We start from the raw sequence: 24,550 nt of genomic DNA, 5'->3' as shown, positions 1-24,550 counted from the left end.
TCGTTGCCCAGCAACCAGTCGAACGACTCGGTCTGGAGGGCGAGAAGGTCAGGAACTTCGAGGGGCTCCTGGATACGCGCGAAAGAGACGCGACGGGGACCAGCGGGTACGGCGGAGGCGTTGCGCGAGGCTGCCAACAGATGTCCTTCCGAGGGCTCGCGGCGGACTGACTACACGCACGCCAGACAACCTCGCAACGTGAGCAAGCATCACGGGTCGTCAAAGGGCAGCGCAAAGGGGCAGTGTAGCCGAACGGCACACGCCTGTCCACTTCGCTCTCGCTGCATGCTCCACGTTGGTCGCAGCATCGCCCGTTCAGCCGCAAACGTCAAGCCCGCGAGCCCGACTTTTAGCCGCCTAGAGGCCCGGACGCTGGAGTTTTCTCCCCAGTGTGATCGGGCGCCTACCGCCAGGCCCAAGACGATACCCGCGATCGTGGGCGGTTAACGCTCCGTCACCCCAGGGGTCGAACCCATGCCGACCGCCGGTGTAGCTGTGACTGGAGTACCCCTATCAAGGGCTTCACCAAACCTGATTTTTGGTAACAATTGAAGGTAGCGGCGCGCCCGGCGGCTCAGGCCGTCCCCAGCAGCGTGGACAGCCCCTCGACCAGCCAGCGCCCGTCTTGCCGGACCATGACGAACCGGGCGCGGTTCTGGGTGACCTGTTGCTGGGGCCTGTCCTGGTTCGGCACTACTTTTACCGTAACCATGTTCACGAACAACAGGACCTCGACCCTGTCGGGCGTGGCGCGCTCGACGCCGGCGTCCACCACGGCCGCGGTGCGGACGGTCTTCTCCGCCTTGGCCTTGGACACCAGCGACGTGGTGAGCTCCTTGTAATGCCTGGTCAGCTCGCCTGTCGTGTACGCCCCCGCCCTGGCCAGATCGGCCTCCACCGAGCGGTAGTCGTAGGAGAACATGTCGGGGGCGACCTGCCGGGCCGTCGCCATGGCCTCGGCCGCCGCCCCGTCGGCCCCACGCAGGTCGCTCAGGTCGAACCACATCCTGGGCACCAGCACGCCCGCGACGATCACCAGGACGCCGAGCAGGACCACCGTGACGGTTCTCACACCACCTGCACCACCTTCGACACCAGCCAGACGCCGTCGACCTTGGTCACGTCCATCGTCCAGCGGTAGAAGCGCTCCTGGGGCGGGCTCTTGGAGCCGTCCCAGCGGATCTCGGCGTCGGCCACCACCAGCACCTTGGCCGTGCCGCCGGACATCGACACCAGGCCGGTCGCGCGCAGCACTCCGTGCTGGACGACCTTGTTGGCGACCGTGGTGCTCTTGAGCTTGCCCGCGATGGCCTGGTAGCCGGTCTTGGCGCCGGCCGTGCAGGTGGCGAGGATCCGTTCCACGTCGGCGTCGACGGTCTTGTAGTCGAGCGAGACCAGGTTCTTGGCGTGGGTGCCCGCCGCCAGCAGCGCGGCCTGCCTCTCGTCGGCCAGGGCCTGCGCGTCACGCGCCTGGAAGGAGATCCACACGCCGCCGGCGACGAGCGCCGCCAGCGTCACGCTGAGGGCGGCCACGAGGATGCGGGCCGGGCGCGCGGGAAGTCCTCCCACCTGTGCTCACCCCTTCCGGCCGGTCGCCGGATCATAACCCGCCAGCCACGCCGGAAGCCCCGGAATCGACGGAGGCGGTTGGGGAGCGGGGGCGTTGCGGGCGCCGCGCACCCCGGTCGCGCTGCCGCGCGGCTCCCGGCAGTACGCCTCCGGGTCGGGCGGCCGCGGGCTGACGTCCTGCGGGCGGCGCCGGCGTACGCCCTCGTAGCCGCGGGTGCAGGGCCTGGGCACGTTGAGGTCGAGGTCGAGGCCGAAGTGCAGGCCGTCCCGGTCGACCACGGAGAACGCGCCCGCCACGGCGGCCGGGTAGCCGATCAGGAGCTGCCGCAGGGCGGTGACCCGGGCGGAGACCGTGCTGCCGCCGACCACGAGGTGGGTCAGCAGCGGGCGCAGGTGAGGGGCGACGCCGTCGGTCAGGCGTTCGAGTGACCGGGCGGCGCGCGGGGTGCGGTCGATGACGTGGGCGAGGTCGCCGCGCCCGTCCCGGAGCGAATCGGTCAAGCCGGCCAGATCCCCGGCGAATGCCTTCAGATGGCTCCCAGAGGCCCGCTGAGCGTCGAGCACGGTCTCCCCGTCGTGAAGGACCGCCACCGTCTCGGGAAGCACGCTCTCGGCCTGTCCGAGCAGCGTCTCGCCCGCGTCGGCCAGCCGCCGCAGGTACGGCCCGTTGCCGCCGAGGCCCTTGTCCAGCTCGGTCACGACCGTCTCCAGGTCGCGCGGATCGACCGAGGACAGCAGCCGGTCGGTGTCGCCGAGCAACTGGGCGGTGCTGACCGGCAGGCGCGTGTGCTCGCGCCCGATCACGTCCCCCGCCCGCAGGTACGGCCCGGCGCCCCCGGAGGGCCGCAGGTCCAGGTACTGCTCCCCCACGCCCGACCGGTTGGCCACCACGGCCAGCAGGCCGCGGGACGGGACGGGCGTGCCGGCCCCGAGCCTGACCACGGCCCGCGCGCCGTCGCCCGCCACGGCCAGCGACTCCACCCGGCCGATCGGCACCCCGCGGTAGGTCACCTCCGAGCCGTCGAACAGCCCGCTCGCGTCGGCCAGCTCGACCGTGACCCGGTAGGCGGGATCGACCAGATCGGCGCCCACCCGGGCGTACCTGACCAGCGTGTACGCCACCGCCACCACCCCGATCAGCGCGAACGCCAGCAGCCGGACGGTCATCGTGCGCCTCCGAGCAGATTGCGCAGCGCCGTGCCCGGCGAGGCGTCGACGGTGAGGTCGGTGTTGGCGTAGTCGCCGCGCAGCATGGACGAGGCCGACCCCGGGAACGGGAACGTGATCGCCGTCGCCAGCCCCGACGCGACGCTGTCGCGCGCCCGGTCGAGGTTGCGCAGGAGTTCGCGCAGGTGGCGGAGGTCGGCGAGGGTGTCGGCCTGGGAGCGCTCGACGACGCGGGTGGCGGTGTGGCCGAGCCGGTCGAGGGCGGCGAGCATGGCGGTCAGGCCGGCGCGCTGGTCCTTGAGTAGGGTGACGGCCGGGCCGATGTCGGTGGCGGTGGCCCTGATCGTGGCGCGCTGGGCGGCCAGGGTGCGGGTGAGGCCGTCGAGGGCGTCGATCAGCCGGACGATCTGCCTCTTCGAGCCGTCGAGCCCGGCGGCGAACGCGCCGAGCCTGCGCAGCAGGTCCTTCACGCGGGCCGAGCGGCCGTCCAGCACGTCGCCCAGCTCGCGGTTGACGGTGGCGACCTGGTCGAGCCCGCCGCCCTCGACCAGCAGCGAGGCGGCCGACAGCACCTCCTCGACCTCGGCGGTCGTGCTGGTGCGGGCCACCGGGATCGGGCCGCTCAGCCGCCCGCGCCCGGCGGGCAGCAGCTTGACGAACTTCTCCCCCAGCAGGCTCGTCTGCGAGATCGCCGCGGTCGTGAGGTCGGGCAGGGCGACGTCGCCGCGTACCGCGCAGACCACGTCGGCCCGCCAGTCGGCGCCCAGCTCGACCCGGGTGACCTCGCCCACGGTGACGTCGTCGACCTTGCACGGCGAGCGCGGCACGAGGTCGAGCGCGTCGGCGAACCGGATGATCACCAAATACGGCCGTTCGCCCAGGTCGGCGCCGCCGGGCAGCGGCAGCGAGGCCACCCCTTCGAAGCCGCACCCGGTAGCGGTCAGGAGCAGCAGCGCCAGGACGAGCGGGCCTCTCATCGGAGGAGTCCTTCCGGCAGGGGGTCGGGCGGCCGGATCGAGGCGGGCAGCGGGACCAGGTTCTGGATGATCGTGTCGAACCAGCGCCCGTTGCCGGTCGCGTCGGCGAGCTGCCGGGCGAACGGCCCGAGCAGGGCGAGCGACCGGTCGAGGCTCTCCTCCTGGCGGCGCAGCACGGCGACGAACGAGCGCAGCCGTTCGAGAGCGGGTCTCATCGTGGTCCTGTTGTCGGCGACCAGGCCGTCGATCTGCCCGGCCAGCACCACCGTGTTGACCAGCAACCCGTGGACGACGGCCCGCCGGGCGGAGACCTCGCGCAGCAGCAGGTCGCCGTCGGTGACCAGGCCGTGCAGGTCGGCGTTCCTGCGGGCCAGCAGCCCGGTGACGGTACGGGCGTGGCCGACCAGTTCGTGCAGGCGGGTGTCGCGGTCGGCGACGGTGCGCGAGAGCCTGCCGAGGCCCTTCAGGGACGCCCGGATCTCCGCCGAGGAGCCTTCCATGGTCTGCGACAGCACGGTCATGGCCTCGGCCAGGGCCCGCTCGTCGACGCGGCCGGCGGCTCTCCCGAGATCACCCACGGCGGGGGCCACCTCATAGGGGACGCTCGTGCGCGACAGCGGGATCTGCCCCTGGAGCCGGCCGTCGCCCTCGGGGACGAGCATGACGAAGTGGGCGCCGAGCAGGGTCTTGATCCGGATGTCCGCCTTGGTCTGCGAGCCGAGCCGGACGTCGTCGGCCACCCGCAGGTCGACGCGTACGTGGTCGCCTTCCAGGTCGACCCCGACGACCTCCCCGACCTTGACCCCGGCGATCATCACGTCGTCGTGCTCGCGCAGCCCCGCCGAGTCGGCGAACGCGGCCGAGTACGTGCTGCCGCGCGGCAGGCCGCCGACCGCCAGGGCCGCCACGACCAGCGCCAGGGCCACGACGACGCCGCCGACGCCGAGCGGCACGGGGTCGCGTCGCCTGAAGGGGGTCAGTGGCATCGCTGGCTCCCGTTGACGATCTTCGGGGTGCGTACGCCACCGCTCCTGACCGTGAGCGAGCAGAGGTAGAAGTTGAACCAGGACCCGTAGGAGGAGGCCCGGACGAGCTGGCCGAGGCGGCCGGGCGCGCGGGCGACGGTGTCCTCGACCAGGGCGCTCCTGGCGTTGAGCGCCTTGAGCAGCCCGCCCGCGTGCCGGACGCTCGCGCGCAGGTCGGGGCGGGCCCTGCGGACCAGGCCGCCGGTGACGGCGGTGAGGCGGTCGAGCGTGGCCAGCGAGTCGCCGATGGCCTCGCGGTCGCCGGCCAGGCCGCCGATCAGGGCGCGCAGGTCGATCAGCAGCCGGTCGTAGTCGTGCTCGCGGCCGGCGATCTCGCCGAGGACCGCGCCGAGGTTGGTGATCACTCGGCCGATCACGGCGTCGCGGTCGGCGAGCGTGCCGGTGAGGGAGGCGATGTGGCCGAGCAGGGCCTCGACCGTGCCGCCCTCGCCCTGGAGCACCTGGACGATCTGCCAGCTCAGCCTGTTCACGTCTTGGGGGCGGATGGCGTTGAGCAGCGGCCTGAAGCCGTTGAACAGGGCTGTGACGTCGAGCGCCGGGCGGGTGGCGGCGACGTGGGCGCCCGGCGGGAGCAGGCCGGGGCCGCCGGGGCCGGTGGAGAGCGTCAGGTAGCGGTCGCCGATGAGGTTGCGCCAGCGGATCGCCGCCACGACCGCGCGGGGCAGGGCGGTGGTTCGCCGTACGGAGAAAGCGACCTCGGCCCGCGTGCCCGCCAGCGTGACGTCCTCGACCCGGCCGACCGGCACGCCGGCGATGCGGACCTCGTCGCCCTCGCGCAGCCCCGAGGCGTCGGTGAACAGGGCGTGGTAGACGACCGCGGCGGTGAAGCGGGCACCCGAGATCGTGATCGCGAGGGTGGCCACGCACAGGGTGGTGACGAGGGCGAAGACGGCCAGCTTGAGCGCCGGCCCGAGCGTGGTCATCGCAGCATCAGCCTCGCCAGGTCGGCCGTGCCGTCGTCGAAACGGACCCCCGGGAAGGGCACGGGCGCGTGATCGGGCAGGCCGTAGCAGGCCGGTCCCCTGCGGTCGGCGTAACGCGGGGTGTCCTTGCCCGGTTCGTACGGATGCGCCGGCCGGACGATCTCCAGCACCGCCTTCGTGCTGCCGTGGCCGAAGGCGTCGTCGAGCAGCGGCCGGAGGCGGTCGAGGCCGCGCAGGACGCACGGGATGACGGGCGCGTGGTGGGCGGCGACGTCGAGGGCCGGGCGGACGACGTGCGGAAGGCCGACGAGGCCCGGTTCGTTGGAGGTGAGCAGCAGGTCGGCGGCGGTGGCGGCCCGGGTGACGGCGGCCGTGGCCGGGGCGAGCGGGGCGGCGGTGAGGGTGCGGCCGATCGCGGCGCCGTTGGCGAGGGTGCGCAGCAGGTCGGGGGCGGCCTGGCCGTACAGGGCGGCGACGTCGGCGAGCTTGGCGATGTCCCGCTTCAGGGTCGGCAGGTGGGGCTGGAGGCGCCGGAGGTAGGCGTCGGTCCTGTCCAGGGTCGTGCCGAGGCGGGCGCCGCGACCGTCGAGGGCGGTGGCCAGGGCGTTCAGGGCGTTGCTCAGGCGTTCGGGGTGGACGGCGCGCAGCTGGGCCAGCAGGCGGTCGAGGATTCGGGTGATCTCGACGGCGGCGGCCGAGGACCTGATGACGTCGCCGTCGCGCAGCGGGCCGCGCGGGGACCTGGGCGGGATCAGGGCGACGTACTTCTCGCCGAACAGGGTCTTGGCCCGCAGCTCGGCGGTCGAGCCGCGATCGACGTCGTGGTCGAGGGCCAGGGTGAGGCGGGCGCCGTGCTCGGCGGGCGCCAGGTCGGCCACCTCGCCGACCACGACCCCGTTGACCTTGACGTCGGCCCGGCGGTCGAGCTGGAGCCCGGCGGCCGGCAGCAGCAGCGTGACGTGCCGGGCGGTGGAGAACACCTTGAGATAGACGGCCAGCGTCAGGGCCGTGAACGCGGCGATGATCGCCAGGAGCGCGACGCCGTATCTCATCCGGCCAGCCTCACCGTCGTCGTCGTGCCCCAGATGGCCAGGCCGAGCAGCAGGTTCGCGACGTTCACCGTCACCAGCACCGCGCGTACGGCCCGCCCGACCGCCACTCCGACCCCGGCCGGGCCGCCGGTGGCGTGGAAGCCGTAGTAGCAGTGGACGAGGATCACCAGGACGGCGAAGACCATCGCCTTGCCGAAGGACCACAACACGTCGTACGGCGACAGGAACAGCTCGAAGTAGTGGTCGTAGGTGCCCGTGGACTGGTCGTGGAGCACGGTCACGATCAGCCGGGTGGCGACGTAGGAGGCGAGCAGGCCGAGCACGTACAGGGGCATGACGGCGGCGAACCCGGCGATCAGCCGCGTGGTGACCAGGAACGGCACCGACGGGACCGCCATGACCTCCAGCGCGTCGATCTCGTCGCCGACCCGCATCGCGCCTAGCTGGGCGGTGAACCCGCAGCCCACGGTGGCCGACAGGCCGATCGCGGACACCAGCGGCGCGATCTCGCGGGTGTTGACGTAGCTGGACAGGAAGCCGGTGAAGGCCGAGCCGCCGATGCGGTCGAGCCCGGTGTAGCCCTGCAGGCCGACCTCAGTGCCGGTGAAGAAGGTCATGAAGGCGACGATCGTCATCGTGCCGCCGATCACCGCCAGGCCGCCGCTGCCGAGCCCGACCTCGGCCAGCAGCCTGAGCACCTCCCGGCGGTGGCGCGCGGCGGCCGGGACGGCCCTGATCGCCCTGGCGTAGAACTCGCCCTGCCGGTTGAGCGTCCTCATGACAACACCAGCTCGTTGTAGACCGCACTGATCAGGAAGTTCTCGGCGAACAGCACCAGGGCGGCGAACACCACCGCCTGGTTGACCGCCTCCCCCACCCCCTTGGGCCCGCCGGCCGCGCTCAACCCCTTGTACGCGGCCACCAGCCCCGTCGTGACGCCGAAGACCAGCGCCTTGCCCTCCGACACCCACAGGTCGGAGAGCTCGGCCAGGGCGTTGAACGACTGGAGGTACGCGCCGGGCGACCCGCCCTGGGCGACCACGTTGAACAGGTAGCCGGCGACCAGCCCGACCGTGGTGACCAGGCCGTTGAGCAGCGGGGCGACCAGCGCGCACGCGGCGACCCTGGGCACGACGAGCCGGTGGAGCGGGTCGACCGCGAGCACCTCCATGGCGTCGATCTCGTCCCTGATCCGGCGGGCGCCGAGGTCGGCGCAGATCGCGCTGCCGGCCGCGCCCGCGATCATCAACGCGGTCACCACCGGGCCCGCCTCGCGCACGATGCCGAGCACGGCGGTGGCGCCGGTGAAGGACTGGGCGCCGAACTGGCGGATGAGGTTGCCGGTCTGCATGGCGAGCACCGCGCCGAAGGGGATGGCGACCAGGGCGGTGGGCAGGGCGCTCACGCTGACGATGAACCACGCCTGCCGGACCAGCTCGCGCACCTGGAACGGCCGCCGCCCGGCGGCCCTGGCGGTGTCGAGCGACATGGCGACGAACCGCCCGATCTCCGTGATCACCATGCGCACCCGCCTCGAAGCGGACGGTGACCGTCGTGGGCCGCGCGAGGGCGCTCTTCGGAGTTCATGATCTACGCGACGCCGTTCGCGTGGGCGTCGAGCAGCCGGGGGTACTCCTCCAGCCAGTCGCGGCCCTGCTCGTCCACGAATGAGCCCTGCGGCGGGGTCACGCCGTGGGCCGCCAGCCATCGGCCGGGCGGCTGCTGCGAGCGGCGGATCGCGTTGCCGCTCGGCATGAGCTGCGGCGGGATCGGCGGCAGCCCGCCGGGATCGTGGCCCAGCCGCGCCTCGGCCGCCAGCTCGGAGACGTCCTTCTCCTCCGACATGCCGATCGGGCCGTGCCTGCGGGCGTTGAGGAACTGCCGGACCACCGGCTCGTCGCTGGACAGCAGCATCTCGCGCGGCCCGAACATGACCAGCTCGCGGCGGAACAGCAGCCCGATGTTGTCGGGGACCGTGCGGGCGGTGTTGATGTCGTGGGTGACGATCAGGAACGTGGCCTCGATGTCGGCGTTGAGGTCGACGATCGTCTGGTTGAGGAAGGCGGTGCGGACCGGGTCGAGGCCGGAGTCGGGCTCGTCGAACAGGATGATCTCCGGGTCGAGCACCAGCGCCCTGGCCAGGCCGGCGCGCTTGCGCATGCCGCCGGAGATCTCGCCGGGCAGCTTGCCCTCGGCGCCGGCCAGGCCCACCAGGTCGATCTTCGCCATCACGGTCCGGCGGATCTCCGCCTCGGTCTTCCTGGTGTGCTCGCGCAGCGGGAAGGCGATGTTGTCGTAGAGGTTGAGCGAGCCGAACAGGGCGCCGTCCTGGAACAGCACGCCGAACAGCCGGCGCAGCTCGTAGAGCTTGCGCTCGCCGCAGCCCGCCAGGTCGTGGCCGTCGATCCAGATGTGGCCGCGGTCGGGGCGCAGCAGGCCGACCAGCGTCTTGAGGAAGACCGACTTGCCGGTGCCCGAGGGGCCGAGCAGCACCGAGATCTCCCCCGCGGGCAGCGTGAGCGAGACGTCCTGCCAGACGACCTGCCGACCGAACGACTTGGTCAACCCGTCGACCACGACCTCGACGCCCACTGGCCACCTTCCCGATCACAGGGAGTACTCAGGGGATTACGTGCCGCACACTTTACTTCCCGGATGCCGTTCCGGCGAATTGGAGCCTCTCGCCGCCCGGCGGTTACGGGACTTCCGGCCCGGTGAGGGTCCGCAGGCTCGGGCGCAGCAGCCGGGCGATCTCCGCCGACGGCGCGTCGCGCAGCTCGGGCAGGCCGAGGAGCTGGTGTCCGACGGTCACGCCGAGCAGGATCGTGGTCATCAGGGCCGCGCGCACGCGGGCGTCCTCGCCGGGGATCGACGCGGCGAGCCGGTCGATCTGGCGGGCGAGCGCCTCGCGGGCCGCCGTGGCCGCCTCCGGGTGGGTGAGCATCGAACGCATCATCGCCAGCGAGCCCTGGGGCAGCTCGCCCATCTTCACGTCTAGCGTGGCCAGCAGGTGCTCGACCAGCTCGTCGGGGCCGGGGACGGCGCCCGGGTCGGGGGTCGCGCGCACGGCGGCCCGGAAGAGCTCCTGCTTGTTGCCGAAGTACTGCATGACCAGGGCGGGGTCGACCTCGGCGGCCTTCGCGACCGCCCTGATGGTGGCGCGCTCGTAGCCGACTTCCGCGAACAGGGCCCTGGCCGCGTCGAGGATCCTTCCCTCGGTCCGGCGCCGCCGTTCGGCGCGGGGCAGCACTCGCTCGCTCACGGTCCGACTCTACCCGTGTTGACCGTTGCTCCACTTTCGCTCTACGCTCGTTGAGTCAACGACCGTTGAGCGAGATGCGAGGTTGTGAACATGACCGTCGAGGAGATCGTCGTCGCCTTCCACGGCGCGATGCTGCACAAGTCGGCCGACGAGCTGGCCGACCTGTACGCGGAGGACGGACTGCACGAGTTCCCGTTCGGCGGATTGCCGCCGTACGAGGGGCGGGAGGCGGTGCGCGCGGGGTACCGGGCGGCCTGGGGCGTCTCCCCCGCCGTACCGCAGGAGGTGGAGCGGGTCGCGTTGCACCGTACGGACGATCCCGAGGTCGTGGTCGTCGAGCAGAACGCGCACGTCAAGGTGGGCGACCGGCCGATCACCGTCCCCGGCCTGCTGATGTTGCGGATCAGGGACGGCAGGATCGTCCACTGCAAGGACTTCATGGACGCCAGCGCCATCGCCAAGGTCCGGGAGGCGGCGCTCAGCTCGTGAGGTCGAAGACGGTGACGCCGCCGACCGTCGTGGCGGTGAAGGCGTCCCGTACCCAGGCGGCGATCCGGGCCGCCTCGTCGCTGCCGCCGGATCCGGCGCCGCCGAAGCCGCCCATCCCGGCGCCTATGAAGTAGTGGACGCGCTTCTGGGCCACGTACTCCTTGAACCGGGCCAGTGTGGGGGCGGGGTCGGTGCCGTTGAAGCCGCCCACGGCCATGACGGGCAGGCCGGCGGCGAGCTGGTGGGCGGCGGCGTTGTTCGAGCCGACGGTCGCCGCGGTCCACGTGCAGTCGTCCTGGCGTAGCAGGGCGGTCAGCTCGGCCGGTGGCGTGCCCGCGTCGAGCAGGCCCCCGGCCCCGCCGCGTCCGCCCGGCGGCCGGCCGCCGTCCTGCCCGCCCCACGGGTCCCGACCGTCCTGCCCGTCCCGCCGAAGGCCCCCGGGGGCGCCGGTCTGCGCGGACGCGCCGCCCGGCCCTCTTGGGCCGCCGCCCGGCGGGCGGCCGAAGCCGACGGCGGTGGCGGGCCCCGCCGTCAGGATCGCGCCGGTGTGCGGGGTCGCGGCGGTGTCCAGCGCGTACGCCTCCGGTCCCGCCAGGCACGCCGCCACGGCGACCAGCCCCACCAGGGCCCGGGCCCGGCGCGCGAACAACATCACCAGCGCCGCCCCCAGCCCTGCGACCGCCACGACCGGCCCCAGCCACACGTTCCACCCCTCCGTACGCGCCACCGCGTCGAACCCGCGCTCCCGGGCCCGCGTCACGCAGTACCCGGCGACGGTCAGCGACAACACCAGCAGGGCGTCGGGGTTGTTGAACCGGAACATCAGCACGGCCACGGGTGTCACCGCCATCGACGTCCCGGCCAGCAGCGCCGCCCAGGCGGGGAACGACCGGCGCACGGTCGCGTACACCACGGCCACCGCGCCGACGCCCATGAGCGCCTGGGGCACGAGGACGGCCCAGGAGTTCAGGCCGAAGATCCGTACGCTGAGCGCCATCGGCCAGAGCGAGGCGGGGGTCTTGTCGACGGTGATCGCGTTCGCGGCGTCGGACGACCCGAAGAAGAACGCCTTCCAGCTCTGGCTCCCGGCCTGCACGGCCGCCGAATAGAAGGAGTCGGCCCACCCCGACGCCCCGAGCCCCCACACGTAGAGGACTCCGGCGCCGAGGAGCAGCACGGCCAACGCCACGCGGGATCTCGCTTCGCTCAGCACACCTGCACGCCAGGCAGGCGCGTTGGCCGGGCGATGAGACGCGGATGAGAATCTCCTGAGGCGTCCCCGTACATGCGAAAAGAGGCGGTCACACCCGGCACCAGGGTGTGTCCGCCTCTTCCGAAGAGCTGTGTGAAGTGGGAAGTTACTTCACGGTCACGGTGGCGCCGGCGCCCTCGAGGGCAGCCTTGGCCTTCTCCGCCTGCTCCTTGTTGACCTTGCCGTCGAAGACCGGCTTGGGAGCGCCGTCCACCAGGTCCTTGGCCTCCTTGAGGCCCAGGGACGTGAGGGCGCGGATCTCCTTGATGACCTGGATCTTCTTGTCGCCGGCGGCCTCGAGGATGACGTCGAACTCGTCCTGCTCCTCAACGGCGGCGGCCTCGCCACCGCCACCGGCGGCGGGGGCGGCGGCGACCGCGACGGGGGCGGCGGCCTTGACGTCGAAGACCTCTTCGAACTGCTTCACGAACCCGGACAGCTCGAGGAGGGTCATCTCCTTGAACGCGTCGAGCAGCTCGTCGGTGCTGAGCTTCGCCATGATGCTTTTCCTTACGTTTAGGACTTGCAGAAAACTAGGAACGGGACCGCGGAAGTTGCGGCAACCCCCGTGTTACTCGCCCGCTTCTTCGTCGCGCTTGGCACGAAGGGCGTCGGCCAGCTGAGCCATCTGCGTGGGCAGCGCGGCGAAGACCGCGGCCGCAGCGCTCTGCTTGGCCTTGAGAGCACCGGCGAGCTTAGCGAGAAGGACCTCGCGGGGCTCGAGGTCGGCGAGCTTGGTGATCTCGGTGGCGTCGAGGGTCTTGCCCTCCAGCACACCACCCTTGATCACCAGAAGGGGATTGGCCTTGGCGAAGTCACGCAGACCCTTGGCCGCTTCGACAACGTCGCCGTTGACGAAGGCGATCGCGGTCGGGCCCGTGAGCAGGTCGTCGGGGAACGACAGACCAGCTTCGTTGGCCGCGATCTTGGTCAGGGTGTTCTTCGCCACGGCGAACTTCGCATTCTCACCAAGAGCAACGCGCAGCTGCTTGAGCTGGGCGACGGTGAGACCGCGGTACTCGGTCAGAACGGCGGCGCTGCTGCCTTCGAACTCGCTCTTGAGCTCGGCAACGGCTGTCGCCTTATCCGCCCTCGCCATGGGCCTCCTTCCAGGTGTGCCGCCGGCGAAGGCCCCTGGAAATGAGAACAGCCCCGGGCGCAGGGGCGCACGGGGCTCACATATGGAACTACACCATATGGGAAACTCGCATCACACCTGCGCGGGCCGTCCACAGAACGTGGATCCTTCGGTCGCCAGGACTGATGCACCTGACGACGACCGGCGGTCTTCGGCAACGACCAGAGTACGTGCTGGTCGCCGAGTTTCCAAATCGATTCTCAGTTGACGGTCGTCTTCGGCAGCTCCCCGACCTGGTCGGCGGCCGGGGCCTCGACCTTCACCGGCTCGTTGAAGCCCTTGAAGAGCAGCGTGGCGTCCAGCGTCGCGCCCTCCTTGGAGCCGTTCAGGGCGAGCTTGCGGGGCAGGCCGTCGCCGGCCACCCAGATGTCGAACTTGACGTCCTTGAGCTCGGCGAGGTTCGTACGGGCCTGCTGCTGCTTGTCGGCGGGCAGCTGGCCGACGGCCGCGTCCACGGGGAAGGTGCCGCTGTAGTGGGTGGCGTCCTCGCCGTTGACGCTCTCGGTGCCGACCTGCTGCACGTCCTTGGACGCGGTGACCAGCTTGGTCACGTTGGCCAGGTCGAACTGCTGGATCTGGCTGAGGTACTGGTTGACCTGGTTCTGGTCGCCCACGTCGGCGAGCGAGACCTTGATCCACGGCTTGGTCGCGCCGACGAGTTGCTTGAGCGCCTCGACCTTCACATAGACGGTGTCACCCTGGAGGATGGCGCGTACGCCGCCCGGCAGGTTCCGTCCGCCCATGTCGACGGTGTCGAGGGTCAGGTCGACGGCGAGCTGGGGCTTGCTCTGGTAGAGCATGCGTCCCTGCACCTTGCCGTTGCCTTCTTGGGGGTGCGTCACGTTCGCGACGGCGTCCACCGTGTAGCTGGTGACCTCCGCGGTCTTCTGCGCGGCCTGCGCGAGCACCTCCGAGGCGGCCAGGTTGATCTGGACGGGCTGCACGTTCGTACCGCACCCGGCGACCGTGGCCGCGATGAGGGCAGCTCCGGCCGCGGCGGTGGCGAGACTTATCCTGCGCTTCAGCATGTTTTGACCCTACGGTTGAGTTGTCCCGTCGTGGCGACTTCCCCGCATAATTCGGGGAAAACCCAGGGTTCTCCCCCACAGACTGTGCACGATTCCTCCACAACCCCGCCCACCTGGCGAGATCATCCGGAACAGAAACGTCGCGCCTCGCGGGCACCTCCCCGCACGACGTGCGGAAAACCAAAAGGTCCCCGCCTGAGACAGGCGGGGACCTTCGGAAGAACGAAGCCGTTACGCGTCGAGCTCGGCGGTCAGGCCACGGGTGAGGTTGGGGTCGACGGGGACGCCGGGGCCCATGGTGGTGGAGAAGGTGACCTTCTTCAGGTAACGCCCCTTGGCCGCGGACGGCTTGAGACGCAGCACCTCGTCAAGGGCGGCGGCGTAGTTCTCGATGAGCTGACGCTCGGGGAACGACGTCTTGCCGATGATGAAGTGCAGGTTCGCCTGCCGGTCGGTGCGGAACTCGATCTTGCCGCCCTTGATCTCCGTCACGGCCTTGGCGACGTCGGGCGTCACGGTGCCGGTCTTGGGGTTGGGCATGAGACCACGCGGGCCGAGCACGCGGCCCAGACGGCCGACCTTGCCCATGAGGTCAGGGGTGGCCACCACGGCGTCGAACTCGTTGAGCCGGTTGCCCTTGGCGATCTCGTCGATCAGCTCGTCGGCGCCGACGATGTCGGCGCCCGCCTCGCGGGCTGCCTCGGCACGGTCACCGGTCGCGAAGACCAGGACCCGGGCGGTCTTACCGGTGCCGTGCGGGAGGTTGACCGTGCCGCGCACGATCTGGTCGGCCTTGCGAGGGTCGACACCCAGCCGCAGCGCCACTTCCACGGTGGCGTCGAACTTGGTGGTCGACGTCTCCTTGGCCAGCTTGGCGGCGTCGGCGGGCGTGTAGAGCTTGTCGCGGTCGACCTTGGCGGCCGCGTCCTTGTGCGCCTTGCTGCGCTTCATGTCTGTCTCCTTGTGGTTCGCGGGCCGGGACCCGGCCCTCCCACGGATCTGGGAAAAGTCTTAGTCGGCGATCGTGATGCCCATCGACCGGGCGGTGCCGGCGATGATCTTCTCAGCAGCCTCGACGTCGTTGGCGTTGAGGTCGGGCATCTTGGTCTCGGCGATGCTGCGCAGCTGCTCGCGCGTCAGACGGCCGACCTTGTCCTTGTGGGGGACGGCGCTGCCCTTGTCGAGACCCAGGGCCTTCTTGATCAGCTCGGGCGCCGGGGGCGTCTTCGTGATGAAGGTGAAGCTGCGGTCTTCGAAAATGGTGATCTCAACGGGGATGATGTTGCCCCGCTGGGCCTCCGTCGCAGCGTTGTACTGCTTGACGAAGTCCATGATGTTGACGCCGTGGGGACCGAGGGCGGTACCGACCGGCGGAGCGGGCGTGGCCTGGCCAGCGGGGAGCTGGACCTTGACGAGCGCCGCGATCTTCTTCTTCGGAGGCATGAGTCCTTCTCCGGGTCCTGATCGTGATGCCGTCCGGACGCGGATGCGCCCGGACATGTCGGAAGGCCACCTTTCGCGAAAGGCGGCCGACCGAACGTCTAAGTGTAGGTGATCGTCCTAGATCTTCGAGACCTGGTTGAACGAGAGCTCGACCGGGGTCTCACGACCGAAGATCGAGACGAGCACCTTGAGCTTCTGCGACTCGGGGCTGATCTCGCTGACCGAGGCGGGAAGGGTGGCGAACGGGCCGTCCATGACCGTGACGGACTCGCCGATCTCGAACTCGACCGTGGGGCCGCTGGCCGCCTTGGCGGTGGCCTTCTTGCTCTCCTCGGTCGGCTCGGGCGCCAGCAGCTTGGCGACCTCGTCGAGGCTGAGCGGGCTCGGCTTGTTGGACAGGCCGACGAAACCGGTCACGCCGGGCGTGTTGCGCACGGCGGCCCAGGACTCGTCGGTCAGCTCCATGCGCACCAGGACGTAGCCGGGCAGCACGCGCTCCTTGACCGGGACCTTCTTGCCGCTCTTGAACTCCTGGACGGTGTGCGTGGGCACCTCGACCTGGTAGATGTAGTCCTCCATGTTGAGCGACACGTTGCGGCTCTCGATGTTGGACTTCACGCGGTTCTCGTAGCCGGCGTAGGAGTGGATCACGTACCACTCGCCGGGGAGCCCGCGCAGCGAGCTCTTGAACTCCTCGACCGGGTCGACTTCGGGCAGGGGCTCGGCCTCCGCGTCAGCGGGGGCCTCCTCCGACTCTTCGACCTCGTCGGTCTCGTCGGCCTCCTGGAGAGCCGCCTCGACGCCTTCGTCGCGAGCCTCACCCAGCTCGTCGCCCCATTCGTCGGTGGTCTCTCCCAGCTCGTCGTCGCCTCGCTCGTCGCGTGGCTCCCCGGCCGGAACAGAAGACTCGGACACGTGACCTTTCCTCATTTCCTCGAATCGAATGGTGTCGCCATCAGCCGACACCACACGGCGTCGAGCTAGGCGGGCTCACTCCCCGCCGAAGACGCGGAGGACGGCCCAGCCGAGAGCGGCGTCAAGCCCATAGACGATCGCCACCATGATCAGAACGAATACCAGAACGACCGTGGTGTAGGTGATGAGATCCTTGCGTGTCGGCCAGATGACCTTGCGAAGCTCGTTGACGACCTGCCGATAAAAAAGGGCAGGTGAAGTGCGCGTCTTCTTCTCGCCACTGGGCTTGCCTGCGGTCTCGCCGCGCGTGTCGATCGCCACAGTCCTCACCTGAATCTGTCGTATCCAACGCAGTTCTGCGGCGCGCTTACACGCCATTTGCGCGGACCGCACTCGCAGGGCACGAGGGACTCGAACCCCCAACCGCCGGTTTTGGAGACCGGTGCGCTACCAATTGCGCCAGTGCCCTATGTCGTCAACCACACTACCCTGATCGACTCACTGCCTGGACCGAACCGCTCGCCGACATGCGGCGGAAGGACCAGGCGAAAGCATACGGGGGATTGCCCGGTACGTCGAACCCAAACCTGATCGCCCAGGTCACGCCCGCGTGGGAGCATGGTGAGCATGTCCACGCGACCCCGTATCTCCGCAAGAATCTCCGCGATTTCCGAGTCCGCCACGCTCGCGGTGGACGCCAAGGCCAAGGCGATGAAGGCGGCCGGCCGCCCCGTCATCGGCTTCGGCGCGGGCGAGCCCGACTTCCCGACGCCCGGCTACATCGTCGAGGCCGCGGTCGAGGCGGCCCGTGACCCGCGCAACCACAAGTACACGCCGGCGGGCGGCCTTCCCGAGCTGAAGAAGGCCATCGCCGACAAGACGCGGCGCGACTCCGGCTACTCCGTCGAGCCGTCCCAGGTGCTCGTCACCAACGGCGGCAAGCAGGCCGTCTACGAGGCGTTCGCCACGCTGCTCGACCCGGGCGACGAGGTCATCGTCGTCGCCCCCTACTGGACGACCTACCCCGAGGCGATCAAGCTCGCCGGGGGCGTCCAGGTCGACGTGGTGACCGACGAGTCCACGGGCTACCTGGCGAGCGTCGAGCAGCTTGAGGCGGCCCGCACCGAGCGCACGAAGGTCCTGCTGTTCGTCTCGCCGTCCAACCCGACGGGCGCGGTCTACTCGCGCGAGGACACCGTGGCGATCGGCCGGTGGGCGGCCGAGCACGGGCTGTGGGTGGTCACCGACGAGATCTACGAGCACCTGGTCTACGGCGGCACCGAGTTCACCAGCATCGCCACGGCCGTTCCCGAGCTGGGCGACCGGGTCGTGATCCTCAACGGCGTGGCCAAGACGTACGCGATGACCGGCTGGCGGGTGGGCTGGCTGATCGGGCCGTCCGACGTGGTCAAGGCGGCGACCAACCTGCAGTCGCACGCCACCTCGAACGTGGCCAACGTGTCGCAGATCGCCGCGCTCGCCGCGGTGTCCGGCGACCTGTCGGCCGTGGCCGAGATGCGTACGGCCTTCGACCGGCGGCGCCAGACCATGGTGCGGATGCTCAACGAGATCCCGGGCGTGTTCTGCCCGGAACCAAAGGGGGCGTTCTACGCGTACCCGTCGGTCAAGGAGCTGCTGGGCAAGGAACTGCGCGGCCGGCGGCCCGGGTCGTCGGCGGAGCTGGCCGAGCTGATCCTGGAGGAGGCCGAGGTGGCGGTCGTGCCGGGCGAGGCGTTCGGCACGCCGGGCTACTTCCGGCTGTCCTACGCCCTCGGTGACGACGATCTGGTCGAGGGCGTCAGCCGCATGGCCAAGCTGCTGTCCGAGGCTCACTGAGCGACGTGGAGGGCGCCCTGCCCGGCCTTCGCGGGCCCGGCCGGGCGCCTCGGCGGTTCCACAAGGTCGTAGAAGACGCCTTCGCGGTTCAGGAGGCGCCTTCTCTGATGGCGGCGGCGGTCTGGCGGAGCTGGGCGGTCATGCCGGGCGTGGCGGCGAGGTAGACGGCCGTACCGGGGCTCTCCAGCCACATGAAGTTGCGCAGGCCGCCGCGGGTCGTCCAGCGCAGCGCCGGCTTGCCGCGGTAGGCGGTCAGGGTCGAGCGGGCCACCAGCGTGGCGAACTGCTCGGCCGTCCGCACGCCGCACACCACGCCCACCCGCAGCAGCTCGCCCTCGTCGTCGCGCCAGGTCACGCCTCTGACCTTGAGGCGCCTGGCGAGCGCGTCCAGACGGCCGAAGCTGCCCGAGCGGGCCAGCGGCGGCGGCGCGCCGGGGACCTTGAGCCTGGTCGATCCACAGGCCAGCGTGACGGGCTTCCCGGCCACCGGGTCGCTCGCCTGCTCGCTGGCCGGCGGCGGGGTGGCGCTGGGCGGCCGCGGCGTGTCGCCGCCGCACCCTGCCGTGCCGGCGGCCAGCGCGAACGTGACGAACACCGCTGCCGGACGCCGCATCGTCCCCCCATGACTCGTGGGATCAACCAGGGAAAAGGCTCCTAGTCTCCTACAGGACCACGGGCCGAGGCGGCAATAGGCAGCAGTTCGCCGGCGAGGGAGTCGCTCACCCGGATCCAGGCGCCCGTCCCGGGGCGCTCCAGCCAGGCGATCACCCTGCCGCCGCGCGGGTGCGGGCCGACGATCGCGGGCCGGCCGCGGACCGTGGTCTCGCGGGCGTCCGGCACGTCGAGGTGCGCGCGGTAGGTGTCCCAGTCCGCGGCCGCCGTACCGTGCTCGACCTGGGCCTCCACGTAACGGTCCGCGGTGCCGTACCTGGCCCGGACGCCGTCGGGGGCGACCGCTCCCCCGCCGCTGCGGCGCAGGCCGCGCGGCAGGTAGGTGAGCCAGAGGTCGTCGGAGACGACCGCGAACAGGGGCTCGGGCGGGGCCGCCGCCGCGGCGCCGGGGCGGGGCGCCACCTTCAGGGGCGGCGCCGGCACGTACGACGAACCCGCCGAAGGCGGATGCGAACGGCCGAAACCCGACTGGAACAGGGCGTAGATGACGAGAGCCGTCATCGCGAACGCCAGTCCGGCGAGCAGCGCGCGCCGGCCCTGCCCGGCGACACCGCCTCCCTCAGGGATCATGGACGGTTGATCCCCCGATCCGGGCGACCTCTACCGTGCCGATGCCGTGCCGATCCCGTGCCGATCCCGGGCCGATCCCGGGCCGATCCCGTGCCGATGCCGTGCCGATGCCGGACCCGTCGCCTTCCGCGACACGCGAATCCGCACCTGGGGCCAGTGGCAAAATATGGAAATGCACCGGCCCCTGCACACGCTGCCCAAAGCCCATCTCCACCTGCACTTCACCGGCTCCATGCGGCACTCGACGCTGATCGAGCTGGCCAGGGAGCAGGGGCTGCACCTGCCCGACGCGCTGGAGCAGGACTGGCCGCCGCGGCTGCGGGCCACCGACGAGCGCGGCTGGTTCAGGTTCCAGCGGCTGTACGACATCGCCAGGTCGGTGCTCAGCCGTCCCGAGCACGTCTACCGGCTGCTGCGCGAGACCGCGGAGGACGAGGCGGCGGCCGGTTCCCGGTGGCTGGAGATCCAGGTGGACCCGTCCGGGTTCGCGGCGCGGTTCGGCGGGCTCACGGCGACGCTGGAGCTGATGCTCGACGCGGCGCGGCAGGCCGCCGAGCACGCCGGGGTTCACATGCCGGTGGTCGTGGCGGCCAACCGGACCAGGCATCCGCTCGACGCGAACACCCTGGCCAGGCTCGCCACCCAATACGCCGACAAGGGCGTGGTGGGCTTCGGCCTGTCCAACGACGAGCGGCGCGGCGAGGCGCGCGAGTTCGAGCGGGCCTTCCGCATCGCCAAGCGCGGCGGGCTGCTGGCCGTGCCGCACGGCGGCGAGCTGCTCGGGCCGCGCAGCGTGGCCCAGTGCATCGACGACCTGGGCGCCGACCGGGTCGGGCACGGTGTCCGGGCGGCCGAGGACCCGTGGCTGATGCAGCGGCTGGCCGACCGGCAGATCTGCTGCGAGGTGTGCCCGACGTCCAACGTGGGGCTGGGCGTGGCCGAGCGGGCGGCCGACGTGCCGCTGCGGCGGCTGTTCGACGCCGGGGTGCCGATCGCGCTGGGCGCCGACGACCCGCTGCTGTTCGGCACGCGGCTGTTGCGGCAGTACGAGCTGGCCAGGGAGGTCTACGAGTTCTCCGACGCCGAGGTCGCCGAGCTGGCGCGGCAGTCGATCCGGTCCTCGACCGCGCCGGAGACCGTGCGCAAGGAGCTGCTCAAGGGCGTGGACGACTGGCTGACCGGCTCACCGGAGTGACTCGGCGATCTTCACCGCCCTCTCCTTGGTCCCGGCGCCCTCCAGGCGGTAGGTGAGCGTGTCGCGCTGCCAGACGAGGGTGGGGGCGGCCTGGCGCAGGGGGACCTCGGTGCCGTCCTGGCGGCGGATGTAGCCGAGCGGGTGCTCGCCGGGGATCCACCAGGCCGAGGTGCCGGCCACCTGGACGTAGTCGGGCCAGGGCGGGCCGAGCTGCTTGAAGAAGAACGGGTCCACGCCGCCCTGGAACTGGTCGAGCCGGACGCCGTCCGGCCAGAACATCGACACGACGCGGCCCTGGTCGGCGATGGTGGCGTGGTCGGGGGCGCCGAGCTCTGACGGGGTTCTGATCGGGAACTTCACCAGGGCGGGCAGGTCGTCGGGGGCGACCGGGCGCTCGCCGGGGAGGTTCGCGGTGGTCCGTACCGGTGTGGGGGGTGTGTCGGCCAGTTGCAGTTCGATGCCGGCGAAGCGGAGGACCCGGGCCACGGCGGCGCGGCCCTGGGGGGTGGCGGCCGTGACGGCGATGACGGCCAGCACGACGGCCGCCACGACCTTCCACCTGGCCCGCCGCACACGCCGCGCGCTGTCCTGGGGCTGGGTCTCCAGGCGGGCACGGACCGCGGCGGCGTCGGACGGCGGCGGGGACGGGGTCTCCAGCCGGGCGCGGACCGCGGCGGCGACGTCGGGCGGGGGCGGGGACGGGGTGTCGAGGAGGTCGCCGAGGGCGGTCAGTTCGGCTTCCAGGTCGTCGAAGGGGTCATGCGAGCTCACCGCCCACCTCCTCCCTCAGCCGGGCCAGCCCCCGATGGGTGCTGGACTTGACGGTACCGACCGGCCAGCCGAGCACCTGGGCCGTCTCCGCCTCCGACAGTTGCAGGAAGTACCGGCACACGACCGCCTGGCGTTCCCGTTCGGGCAGGCCGCGTACGGCCTCCAGCAGCCGCGCCCGCCGGTCGGTGGCGACGGCCGCGCCCGCCGGGTCGTCGGGGGCTGCGGGATCGGCGGCGGCGGTGAGCCGTACGGCCAGGTCGGAGCGGCGCCCGCGGGCCCGGGTCAGGTTGTGCGTCTCGTTGGCCACGATCCGCAGCAACCAGGGACGGAAGGGCGCGTCCCTCCGGAACCCGGACAGATGACGGAAAGCCTTGACGAACGCCTCCTGCACGACGTCCTCGGCCTCGTCGCCCGCGCCGAGCATGGCGGCGGTGCGATGGGCGAGCGCGCTGTACCTGGCGACCAGGGCCTCGTAGGCCCCCAGGTCACCGTCGAGGGAGCGGGCGATCGCCTCGTCGTCGTCCATGGCGTGTCGCATTCCATCGCATCCGGCCGGGCGCGGGGAAGGGCGTTTCACGCATCAGGTCATCCTCGGGGGCATTAGACTCGTGCAATCCGTGTGCCCCTCAAAGGAACGGGACTATGTCTTCTGGGTATGACCGTGTAGTGCAACCGGCGGCCGGTGACGAGGCCCTGGAGAACCACCTGGGTGGGGACGAGGCCAAGAACTATCGGCAGTACGAGTTCGACATGGTCGCCCCGCACGTCGGCCGCTCGATGCTGGAGATCGGCTCCGGGCTGGGCCACTTCGCCGAGCAGTTCCTGCCGCGGCTCGACCGCCTGGTCGTCAGCGACTTCGACCCCTACTGCGTCGAGCAGCTCGGCAAGCGCTTCGAGGGCCGCGACGACATCGACGTCCTGCAGTTCGGCCTGCCGACCGACATCCCGCTGAAGGACAAGGTCGACACCGTCGTCATGATGAACGTGCTGGAGCACATCGAGGACGACGCCGAGGCGCTGCGCTCGCTGGCCCGCGTCACGCTGCCCGGCGGCCGGATCATCATCTGGGTGCCCGGCTACATGCAGCTTTACGGAGACTTCGACCGCAAGGTCGGTCACGTCCAGCGCTACACGCCCAAGACCCTGCGCGCGACGGTCTCCAAGGCGGGGCTCGACATCGACGTGCTCAAGCCGATCAACTTCCTGGGCGGCATCGCCTGGTGGGCGGCGGTCCGGCGGGGCGGCGTCGGCTACCCCGACCCGCGCCTGGTCAAGATCTACGACCGCACCGTGGTCCCGGCCACGCGGCTGATCGAGCGGTTCATCCGTCCGCCGTTCGGCCAGACGGTGTTCTGCGTGGCCCGCGTCCCGCAGAAGTAGGCCCGCAGAAACAGGCCCGCGGAAGTGAGCCCGGCCGCCACCCGGTGGGTTGGTGGCGGCCGGACGTTTTCTACTTGATCGAGCCGGCGGTCAGTCCGCCGACGACCTTCCGCTCGATCAGCGCGAACAGGATGATCACCGGGATGGTGGCGATCACCGAGCCCGCGAAGAGGTTCTGCCAGTCCACCTGGTACTGGCCGATGAACGAGTTCAGCGCGACCGTGAGCGGCTGGTTCGCCGGGGTCGTGGTCAGGGTCAGGGCGACCACGAACTCGTTCCACGCCGCGATGAACGTGAAGATCAGTGCGGTGATCACGCCCGGCATGGCCAGCGGCAGCGTGATCCGGAACAGCGCGCCGAAGCGGCCGTTGCCGTCGATGAAGGCGGCCTCCTCCAGCTCACGCGGGATCGAGGCGAAGTAGGCGTTCAGGATCCACACCGCGAACGCCAGGTTGAACCCGCCGTTGACCAGGATCAGCGACCAGATCGAGTCCACCAGGCCGAACTGGTAGAACTCGCGGTAGATGCCGACGAGCATGGCCGTGGGCTGGAACATCTGGGTGATCAGCACCAGGATCAGGAACGCCGTGCGCCCCCGGAACTTGTGCCGGGCCGAGTAGTACGCGGCCGGCAACGCCACGAGCAGCACCAGGATCGTCGAGCCGCCGGCGACCTTGAGCGTCACCCACAGGTTCCCGGCCAGGCCGCTGGTCCAGAAATTGGCGAGGTTCGACCACACCCACTCGTCGGGCCAGAACGTCACCTCGCGCAGCGACTCCTGCGACCGCAGCGAGGTCAGCAGCATGACGAGGTACGGGAACAGGAAGACGAACGCGACGATGTACGCCGCGGCCGCCACGATGACGGTCTTGACCCTGGGCAGGCGGCGCTGCGCCCGCCCACGGTGACCGGACTGGTGGCGCGGACCGGCCTTGGACATGGTCTGCACGGCCATCACGCCACCTCCTTGTTCCAGCGCGACACCTTCAGGAAGATCGCGGTCAGCACGATGACCATGCCGAAGTTCACGACGGACATCGCGGCCGACTCACCGATGTTCGAGTTCTTGAGGATGAACATGAGGATGGTCGAGGTGGCCGTCGAGTAGCCCGGCTGGCCGTGGGTCATCGCCCAGATGATCGGGAAGCTGTTGAAGACGTTCATGACGTTGATCAGCGCGGCCACGGTGAGCGCGGGGCGCAGCAGCGGCAGCGTGATCGACCAGTACGTCCGGAGTTTGGTGGCGCCGTCCATCTTGGCTGCCTCGTAGACGTCGGCGGGGATGGTCGCCAACCCGGCCAGCAGCGCGTACGTCGTGAACGGCACGGAGACGAAGACCGCCACGAACACCAGCCACGGCATCGCGCTGGAGGCGTCGCCGAGCTGGTCGGCGGAGGCGCCGCCCATCGCGTCGATGAGCCCCAGCTTCACCCTGATCTGGTTGATCACCCCGACCTCGGGGTCGAGCATCCACTTGAAGATGATCGCCGTCATCAGCACCGAGGCCGCCCAGGGCGCGATGAGCGCCCAGCGAGCGATCTTGCGGCCGGGGAAGCGCTGGTTGAACAGCTGGGCGAGGGCGAGCGAGATCAGCACGGTGAGCGCGACGACCGCGACCACCCAGACCACGCTGCGGATCATGATGTCGGCGAAGTCCTTCTCGCCGAACAGCTTCGTGTAGTTGTCCGGGAAATTGTCTCCCTGGACCACTCCGAACCGGCTGATCTTGAGGAACGACGACCGGATCATCTCGATCACGGGCCAGAGCACGACCAGCGCGATCAGCACCACGGCCGGCCCGATCCAGGCCAGGGGTTCGAGGGCGCGCAACCTTCTCATGAGGAACCTTCCATGACGGTGGAGCC

The 24,550-nt window shown here is 70.7% G+C and carries 29 protein-coding genes and 1 tRNA gene; 4 read left to right on the top strand and 26 right to left on the bottom strand.

What is annotated here, in order from left to right:
* Positions 1 to 574 precede the first annotated feature (574 nt).
* The 11 genes from ACWCSU_RS16630 to ACWCSU_RS16580 form a co-directional block, all read right to left on the bottom strand.
* Positions 575 to 1,072: a hypothetical protein gene (locus ACWCSU_RS16630; RefSeq protein WP_364095836.1), complete on the bottom strand. Its 498-nt coding sequence runs from the start codon at positions 1,070 to 1,072 to the stop codon at positions 575 to 577.
* Positions 1,069 to 1,569 (bottom strand): nuclear transport factor 2 family protein, encoded by a 501-nt coding sequence (locus ACWCSU_RS16625; protein ID WP_357708274.1) that lies wholly within the window; start codon positions 1,567 to 1,569, stop codon positions 1,069 to 1,071. The genes ACWCSU_RS16630 and ACWCSU_RS16625 overlap by 4 nt, the downstream gene beginning before the upstream one ends.
* 6 nt (positions 1,570 to 1,575) lie before the next feature.
* Positions 1,576 to 2,736 carry an MlaD family protein gene (locus tag ACWCSU_RS16620; protein WP_449935776.1) on the bottom strand — a complete coding sequence of 387 codons (1,161 nt, stop codon included), beginning with the start codon at positions 2,734 to 2,736 and terminating at the stop codon, positions 1,576 to 1,578.
* Complete coding sequence (locus ACWCSU_RS16615) at positions 2,733 to 3,713, bottom strand: MCE family protein (RefSeq protein WP_449935775.1); 981 nt, start codon at positions 3,711 to 3,713, stop codon at positions 2,733 to 2,735. The genes ACWCSU_RS16620 and ACWCSU_RS16615 overlap by 4 nt, the downstream gene beginning before the upstream one ends.
* Positions 3,710 to 4,699: an MCE family protein gene (locus ACWCSU_RS16610; RefSeq protein WP_449935774.1), complete on the bottom strand. Its 990-nt coding sequence runs from the start codon at positions 4,697 to 4,699 to the stop codon at positions 3,710 to 3,712. Before ACWCSU_RS16610 ends, ACWCSU_RS16615 begins: the two co-directional genes overlap by 4 nt.
* Entirely contained in the window at positions 4,690 to 5,682 is a 993-nt protein-coding gene (locus tag ACWCSU_RS16605; protein ID WP_449935773.1) for an MCE family protein, read from the bottom strand. The genes ACWCSU_RS16610 and ACWCSU_RS16605 overlap by 10 nt, the downstream gene beginning before the upstream one ends.
* The gene (locus tag ACWCSU_RS16600) at positions 5,679 to 6,734 is read right to left on the bottom strand and encodes an MCE family protein (protein WP_449935772.1); all 1,056 of its coding nucleotides are present in this window, start codon (positions 6,732 to 6,734) and stop codon (positions 5,679 to 5,681) included. The genes ACWCSU_RS16605 and ACWCSU_RS16600 overlap by 4 nt, the downstream gene beginning before the upstream one ends.
* Complete coding sequence (locus ACWCSU_RS16595; RefSeq protein WP_364095854.1) at positions 6,731 to 7,513, bottom strand: MlaE family ABC transporter permease; 783 nt, start codon at positions 7,511 to 7,513, stop codon at positions 6,731 to 6,733. Before ACWCSU_RS16595 ends, ACWCSU_RS16600 begins: the two co-directional genes overlap by 4 nt.
* The gene (locus tag ACWCSU_RS16590) at positions 7,510 to 8,256 is read right to left on the bottom strand and encodes an MlaE family ABC transporter permease (protein WP_449935770.1); all 747 of its coding nucleotides are present in this window, start codon (positions 8,254 to 8,256) and stop codon (positions 7,510 to 7,512) included. Before ACWCSU_RS16590 ends, ACWCSU_RS16595 begins: the two co-directional genes overlap by 4 nt.
* Before the next feature lie 68 nt (positions 8,257 to 8,324).
* Positions 8,325 to 9,326 carry an ABC transporter ATP-binding protein gene (locus tag ACWCSU_RS16585; protein WP_449935768.1) on the bottom strand — a complete coding sequence of 334 codons (1,002 nt, stop codon included), beginning with the start codon at positions 9,324 to 9,326 and terminating at the stop codon, positions 8,325 to 8,327.
* Between the two features lie 103 nt (positions 9,327 to 9,429).
* Positions 9,430 to 9,996: a TetR/AcrR family transcriptional regulator gene (locus ACWCSU_RS16580; protein WP_357708265.1), complete on the bottom strand. Its 567-nt coding sequence runs from the start codon at positions 9,994 to 9,996 to the stop codon at positions 9,430 to 9,432.
* Between the two features lie 90 nt (positions 9,997 to 10,086).
* On the opposite strand from ACWCSU_RS16580, the gene ACWCSU_RS16575 reads away from it, so the two are divergent.
* Positions 10,087 to 10,485 (top strand): nuclear transport factor 2 family protein, encoded by a 399-nt coding sequence (locus ACWCSU_RS16575; RefSeq protein WP_449935765.1) that lies wholly within the window; start codon positions 10,087 to 10,089, stop codon positions 10,483 to 10,485.
* Here the strand turns inward: ACWCSU_RS16575 and ACWCSU_RS16570 are convergent.
* From ACWCSU_RS16570 to ACWCSU_RS16530, 9 genes are all read right to left on the bottom strand, one after another.
* Complete coding sequence (locus ACWCSU_RS16570) at positions 10,475 to 11,674, bottom strand: ArnT family glycosyltransferase (RefSeq protein WP_449935763.1); 1,200 nt, start codon at positions 11,672 to 11,674, stop codon at positions 10,475 to 10,477. The genes ACWCSU_RS16575 and ACWCSU_RS16570 overlap by 11 nt on opposite strands.
* A 169-nt stretch (positions 11,675 to 11,843) precedes the next feature.
* Entirely contained in the window at positions 11,844 to 12,236 is a 393-nt protein-coding gene (gene rplL / locus ACWCSU_RS16565; RefSeq protein ID WP_357708258.1) for a 50S ribosomal protein L7/L12, read from the bottom strand.
* A gap of 72 nt (positions 12,237 to 12,308) precedes the next feature.
* Positions 12,309 to 12,836: a 50S ribosomal protein L10 gene (gene rplJ, locus ACWCSU_RS16560; RefSeq protein ID WP_357708257.1), complete on the bottom strand. Its 528-nt coding sequence runs from the start codon at positions 12,834 to 12,836 to the stop codon at positions 12,309 to 12,311.
* A gap of 239 nt (positions 12,837 to 13,075) precedes the next feature.
* Positions 13,076 to 13,903 carry a LolA-like protein gene (locus ACWCSU_RS16555; RefSeq protein ID WP_357708256.1) on the bottom strand — a complete coding sequence of 276 codons (828 nt, stop codon included), beginning with the start codon at positions 13,901 to 13,903 and terminating at the stop codon, positions 13,076 to 13,078.
* 231 nt (positions 13,904 to 14,134) lie between these two features.
* Positions 14,135 to 14,854: a 50S ribosomal protein L1 gene (rplA, locus tag ACWCSU_RS16550; RefSeq protein ID WP_352325431.1), complete on the bottom strand. Its 720-nt coding sequence runs from the start codon at positions 14,852 to 14,854 to the stop codon at positions 14,135 to 14,137.
* 60 nt (positions 14,855 to 14,914) lie between these two features.
* Entirely contained in the window at positions 14,915 to 15,346 is a 432-nt protein-coding gene (gene rplK / locus ACWCSU_RS16545) for a 50S ribosomal protein L11 (protein ID WP_357708255.1), read from the bottom strand.
* 117 nt (positions 15,347 to 15,463) lie between these two features.
* On the bottom strand, positions 15,464 to 16,261 hold the full coding sequence (gene nusG / locus ACWCSU_RS16540) for a transcription termination/antitermination protein NusG (RefSeq protein ID WP_449935758.1): 798 nt from the start codon (positions 16,259 to 16,261) through the stop codon (positions 15,464 to 15,466).
* A gap of 75 nt (positions 16,262 to 16,336) precedes the next feature.
* Positions 16,337 to 16,582, bottom strand: coding sequence for a preprotein translocase subunit SecE (gene secE / locus ACWCSU_RS16535; RefSeq protein ID WP_125642950.1), 246 nt, complete (start codon positions 16,580 to 16,582; stop codon positions 16,337 to 16,339).
* Between the two features lie 75 nt (positions 16,583 to 16,657).
* A tRNA-Trp gene (locus tag ACWCSU_RS16530) sits at positions 16,658 to 16,730 on the bottom strand.
* A gap of 158 nt (positions 16,731 to 16,888) precedes the next feature.
* Between ACWCSU_RS16530 and ACWCSU_RS16525 the strand changes: the two genes are divergently transcribed.
* Positions 16,889 to 18,097, top strand: a complete 1,209-nt coding sequence (locus ACWCSU_RS16525; protein ID WP_357708252.1) for a pyridoxal phosphate-dependent aminotransferase — start codon at positions 16,889 to 16,891, stop codon at positions 18,095 to 18,097.
* Between the two features lie 88 nt (positions 18,098 to 18,185).
* Here ACWCSU_RS16525 and ACWCSU_RS16520 read toward each other — a convergent pair whose 3' ends face one another.
* Positions 18,186 to 18,710 carry a hypothetical protein gene (locus tag ACWCSU_RS16520; RefSeq protein WP_449935756.1) on the bottom strand — a complete coding sequence of 175 codons (525 nt, stop codon included), beginning with the start codon at positions 18,708 to 18,710 and terminating at the stop codon, positions 18,186 to 18,188.
* A gap of 41 nt (positions 18,711 to 18,751) precedes the next feature.
* Positions 18,752 to 19,339 carry a hypothetical protein gene (locus ACWCSU_RS16515; protein ID WP_449935753.1) on the bottom strand — a complete coding sequence of 196 codons (588 nt, stop codon included), beginning with the start codon at positions 19,337 to 19,339 and terminating at the stop codon, positions 18,752 to 18,754.
* 172 nt (positions 19,340 to 19,511) lie between these two features.
* On the opposite strand from ACWCSU_RS16515, the gene ACWCSU_RS16510 reads away from it, so the two are divergent.
* The gene (locus ACWCSU_RS16510) at positions 19,512 to 20,534 is read left to right on the top strand and encodes an adenosine deaminase (RefSeq protein WP_357708247.1); all 1,023 of its coding nucleotides are present in this window, start codon (positions 19,512 to 19,514) and stop codon (positions 20,532 to 20,534) included.
* Here the strand turns inward: ACWCSU_RS16510 and ACWCSU_RS16505 are convergent.
* Both ACWCSU_RS16505 and ACWCSU_RS16500 read right to left on the bottom strand, forming a co-directional pair.
* Positions 20,523 to 21,305: a hypothetical protein gene (locus ACWCSU_RS16505; protein WP_449935751.1), complete on the bottom strand. Its 783-nt coding sequence runs from the start codon at positions 21,303 to 21,305 to the stop codon at positions 20,523 to 20,525. The genes ACWCSU_RS16510 and ACWCSU_RS16505 overlap by 12 nt on opposite strands.
* Positions 21,292 to 21,831 carry an RNA polymerase sigma factor gene (locus ACWCSU_RS16500; protein ID WP_357708245.1) on the bottom strand — a complete coding sequence of 180 codons (540 nt, stop codon included), beginning with the start codon at positions 21,829 to 21,831 and terminating at the stop codon, positions 21,292 to 21,294. The genes ACWCSU_RS16505 and ACWCSU_RS16500 overlap by 14 nt, the downstream gene beginning before the upstream one ends.
* Before the next feature lie 116 nt (positions 21,832 to 21,947).
* On the opposite strand from ACWCSU_RS16500, the gene ACWCSU_RS16495 reads away from it, so the two are divergent.
* Positions 21,948 to 22,685, top strand: a complete 738-nt coding sequence (locus ACWCSU_RS16495; protein WP_357708244.1) for a class I SAM-dependent methyltransferase — start codon at positions 21,948 to 21,950, stop codon at positions 22,683 to 22,685.
* Between the two features lie 70 nt (positions 22,686 to 22,755).
* Here the strand turns inward: ACWCSU_RS16495 and ACWCSU_RS16490 are convergent, their stop codons facing one another.
* Complete coding sequence (locus tag ACWCSU_RS16490; protein ID WP_357708277.1) at positions 22,756 to 23,640, bottom strand: carbohydrate ABC transporter permease; 885 nt, start codon at positions 23,638 to 23,640, stop codon at positions 22,756 to 22,758.
* A complete protein-coding gene (locus ACWCSU_RS16485) occupies positions 23,640 to 24,524 on the bottom strand; it encodes a carbohydrate ABC transporter permease (RefSeq protein WP_357708243.1) in 885 nt (294 codons plus the stop codon). Before ACWCSU_RS16485 ends, ACWCSU_RS16490 begins: the two co-directional genes overlap by 1 nt.
* Positions 24,525 to 24,550: the final 26 nt, after the last annotated feature.

It is taken from the genome of Nonomuraea sp. NPDC001699 (assembly GCF_053596455.1).
This window is presented reverse-complemented; position numbering and strand designations above follow the sequence as displayed.

Bases quoted from the DNA above. Each gene is read 5' to 3' on its own strand.
- ACWCSU_RS16620 (WP_449935776.1), bottom strand. From the start codon at position 2,736: ATGACCGTCCGGCTGCTGGCGTTCGCGCTGATCGGGGTGGTGGCGGTG.
- ACWCSU_RS16615 (WP_449935775.1), bottom strand. From the start codon at position 3,713: ATGAGAGGCCCGCTCGTCCTGGCGCTGCTGCTCCTGACCGCTACCGGG.
- ACWCSU_RS16610 (WP_449935774.1), bottom strand. From the start codon at position 4,699: ATGCCACTGACCCCCTTCAGGCGACGCGACCCCGTGCCGCTCGGCGTC.
- ACWCSU_RS16605 (WP_449935773.1), bottom strand. From the start codon at position 5,682: ATGACCACGCTCGGGCCGGCGCTCAAGCTGGCCGTCTTCGCCCTCGTC.
- ACWCSU_RS16600 (WP_449935772.1), bottom strand. From the start codon at position 6,734: ATGAGATACGGCGTCGCGCTCCTGGCGATCATCGCCGCGTTCACGGCC.
- ACWCSU_RS16595 (WP_364095854.1), bottom strand. From the start codon at position 7,513: ATGAGGACGCTCAACCGGCAGGGCGAGTTCTACGCCAGGGCGATCAGG.
- ACWCSU_RS16590 (WP_449935770.1), bottom strand. From the start codon at position 8,256: ATGGTGATCACGGAGATCGGGCGGTTCGTCGCCATGTCGCTCGACACC.
- ACWCSU_RS16575 (WP_449935765.1), top strand. From the start codon at position 10,087: ATGACCGTCGAGGAGATCGTCGTCGCCTTCCACGGCGCGATGCTGCAC.
- rplL (WP_357708258.1), bottom strand. From the start codon at position 12,236: ATGGCGAAGCTCAGCACCGACGAGCTGCTCGACGCGTTCAAGGAGATG.
- rplJ (WP_357708257.1), bottom strand. From the start codon at position 12,836: ATGGCGAGGGCGGATAAGGCGACAGCCGTTGCCGAGCTCAAGAGCGAG.
- ACWCSU_RS16555 (WP_357708256.1), bottom strand. From the start codon at position 13,903: ATGCTGAAGCGCAGGATAAGTCTCGCCACCGCCGCGGCCGGAGCTGCC.
- rplA (WP_352325431.1), bottom strand. From the start codon at position 14,854: ATGAAGCGCAGCAAGGCGCACAAGGACGCGGCCGCCAAGGTCGACCGC.
- rplK (WP_357708255.1), bottom strand. From the start codon at position 15,346: ATGCCTCCGAAGAAGAAGATCGCGGCGCTCGTCAAGGTCCAGCTCCCC.
- ACWCSU_RS16525 (WP_357708252.1), top strand. From the start codon at position 16,889: ATGTCCACGCGACCCCGTATCTCCGCAAGAATCTCCGCGATTTCCGAG.
- ACWCSU_RS16520 (WP_449935756.1), bottom strand. From the start codon at position 18,710: ATGCGGCGTCCGGCAGCGGTGTTCGTCACGTTCGCGCTGGCCGCCGGC.
- ACWCSU_RS16515 (WP_449935753.1), bottom strand. From the start codon at position 19,339: ATGATCCCTGAGGGAGGCGGTGTCGCCGGGCAGGGCCGGCGCGCGCTG.
- ACWCSU_RS16510 (WP_357708247.1), top strand. From the start codon at position 19,512: ATGCACCGGCCCCTGCACACGCTGCCCAAAGCCCATCTCCACCTGCAC.
- ACWCSU_RS16500 (WP_357708245.1), bottom strand. From the start codon at position 21,831: ATGGACGACGACGAGGCGATCGCCCGCTCCCTCGACGGTGACCTGGGG.
- ACWCSU_RS16495 (WP_357708244.1), top strand. From the start codon at position 21,948: ATGTCTTCTGGGTATGACCGTGTAGTGCAACCGGCGGCCGGTGACGAG.
- ACWCSU_RS16490 (WP_357708277.1), bottom strand. From the start codon at position 23,640: ATGGCCGTGCAGACCATGTCCAAGGCCGGTCCGCGCCACCAGTCCGGT.
- ACWCSU_RS16485 (WP_357708243.1), bottom strand. From the start codon at position 24,524: ATGAGAAGGTTGCGCGCCCTCGAACCCCTGGCCTGGATCGGGCCGGCC.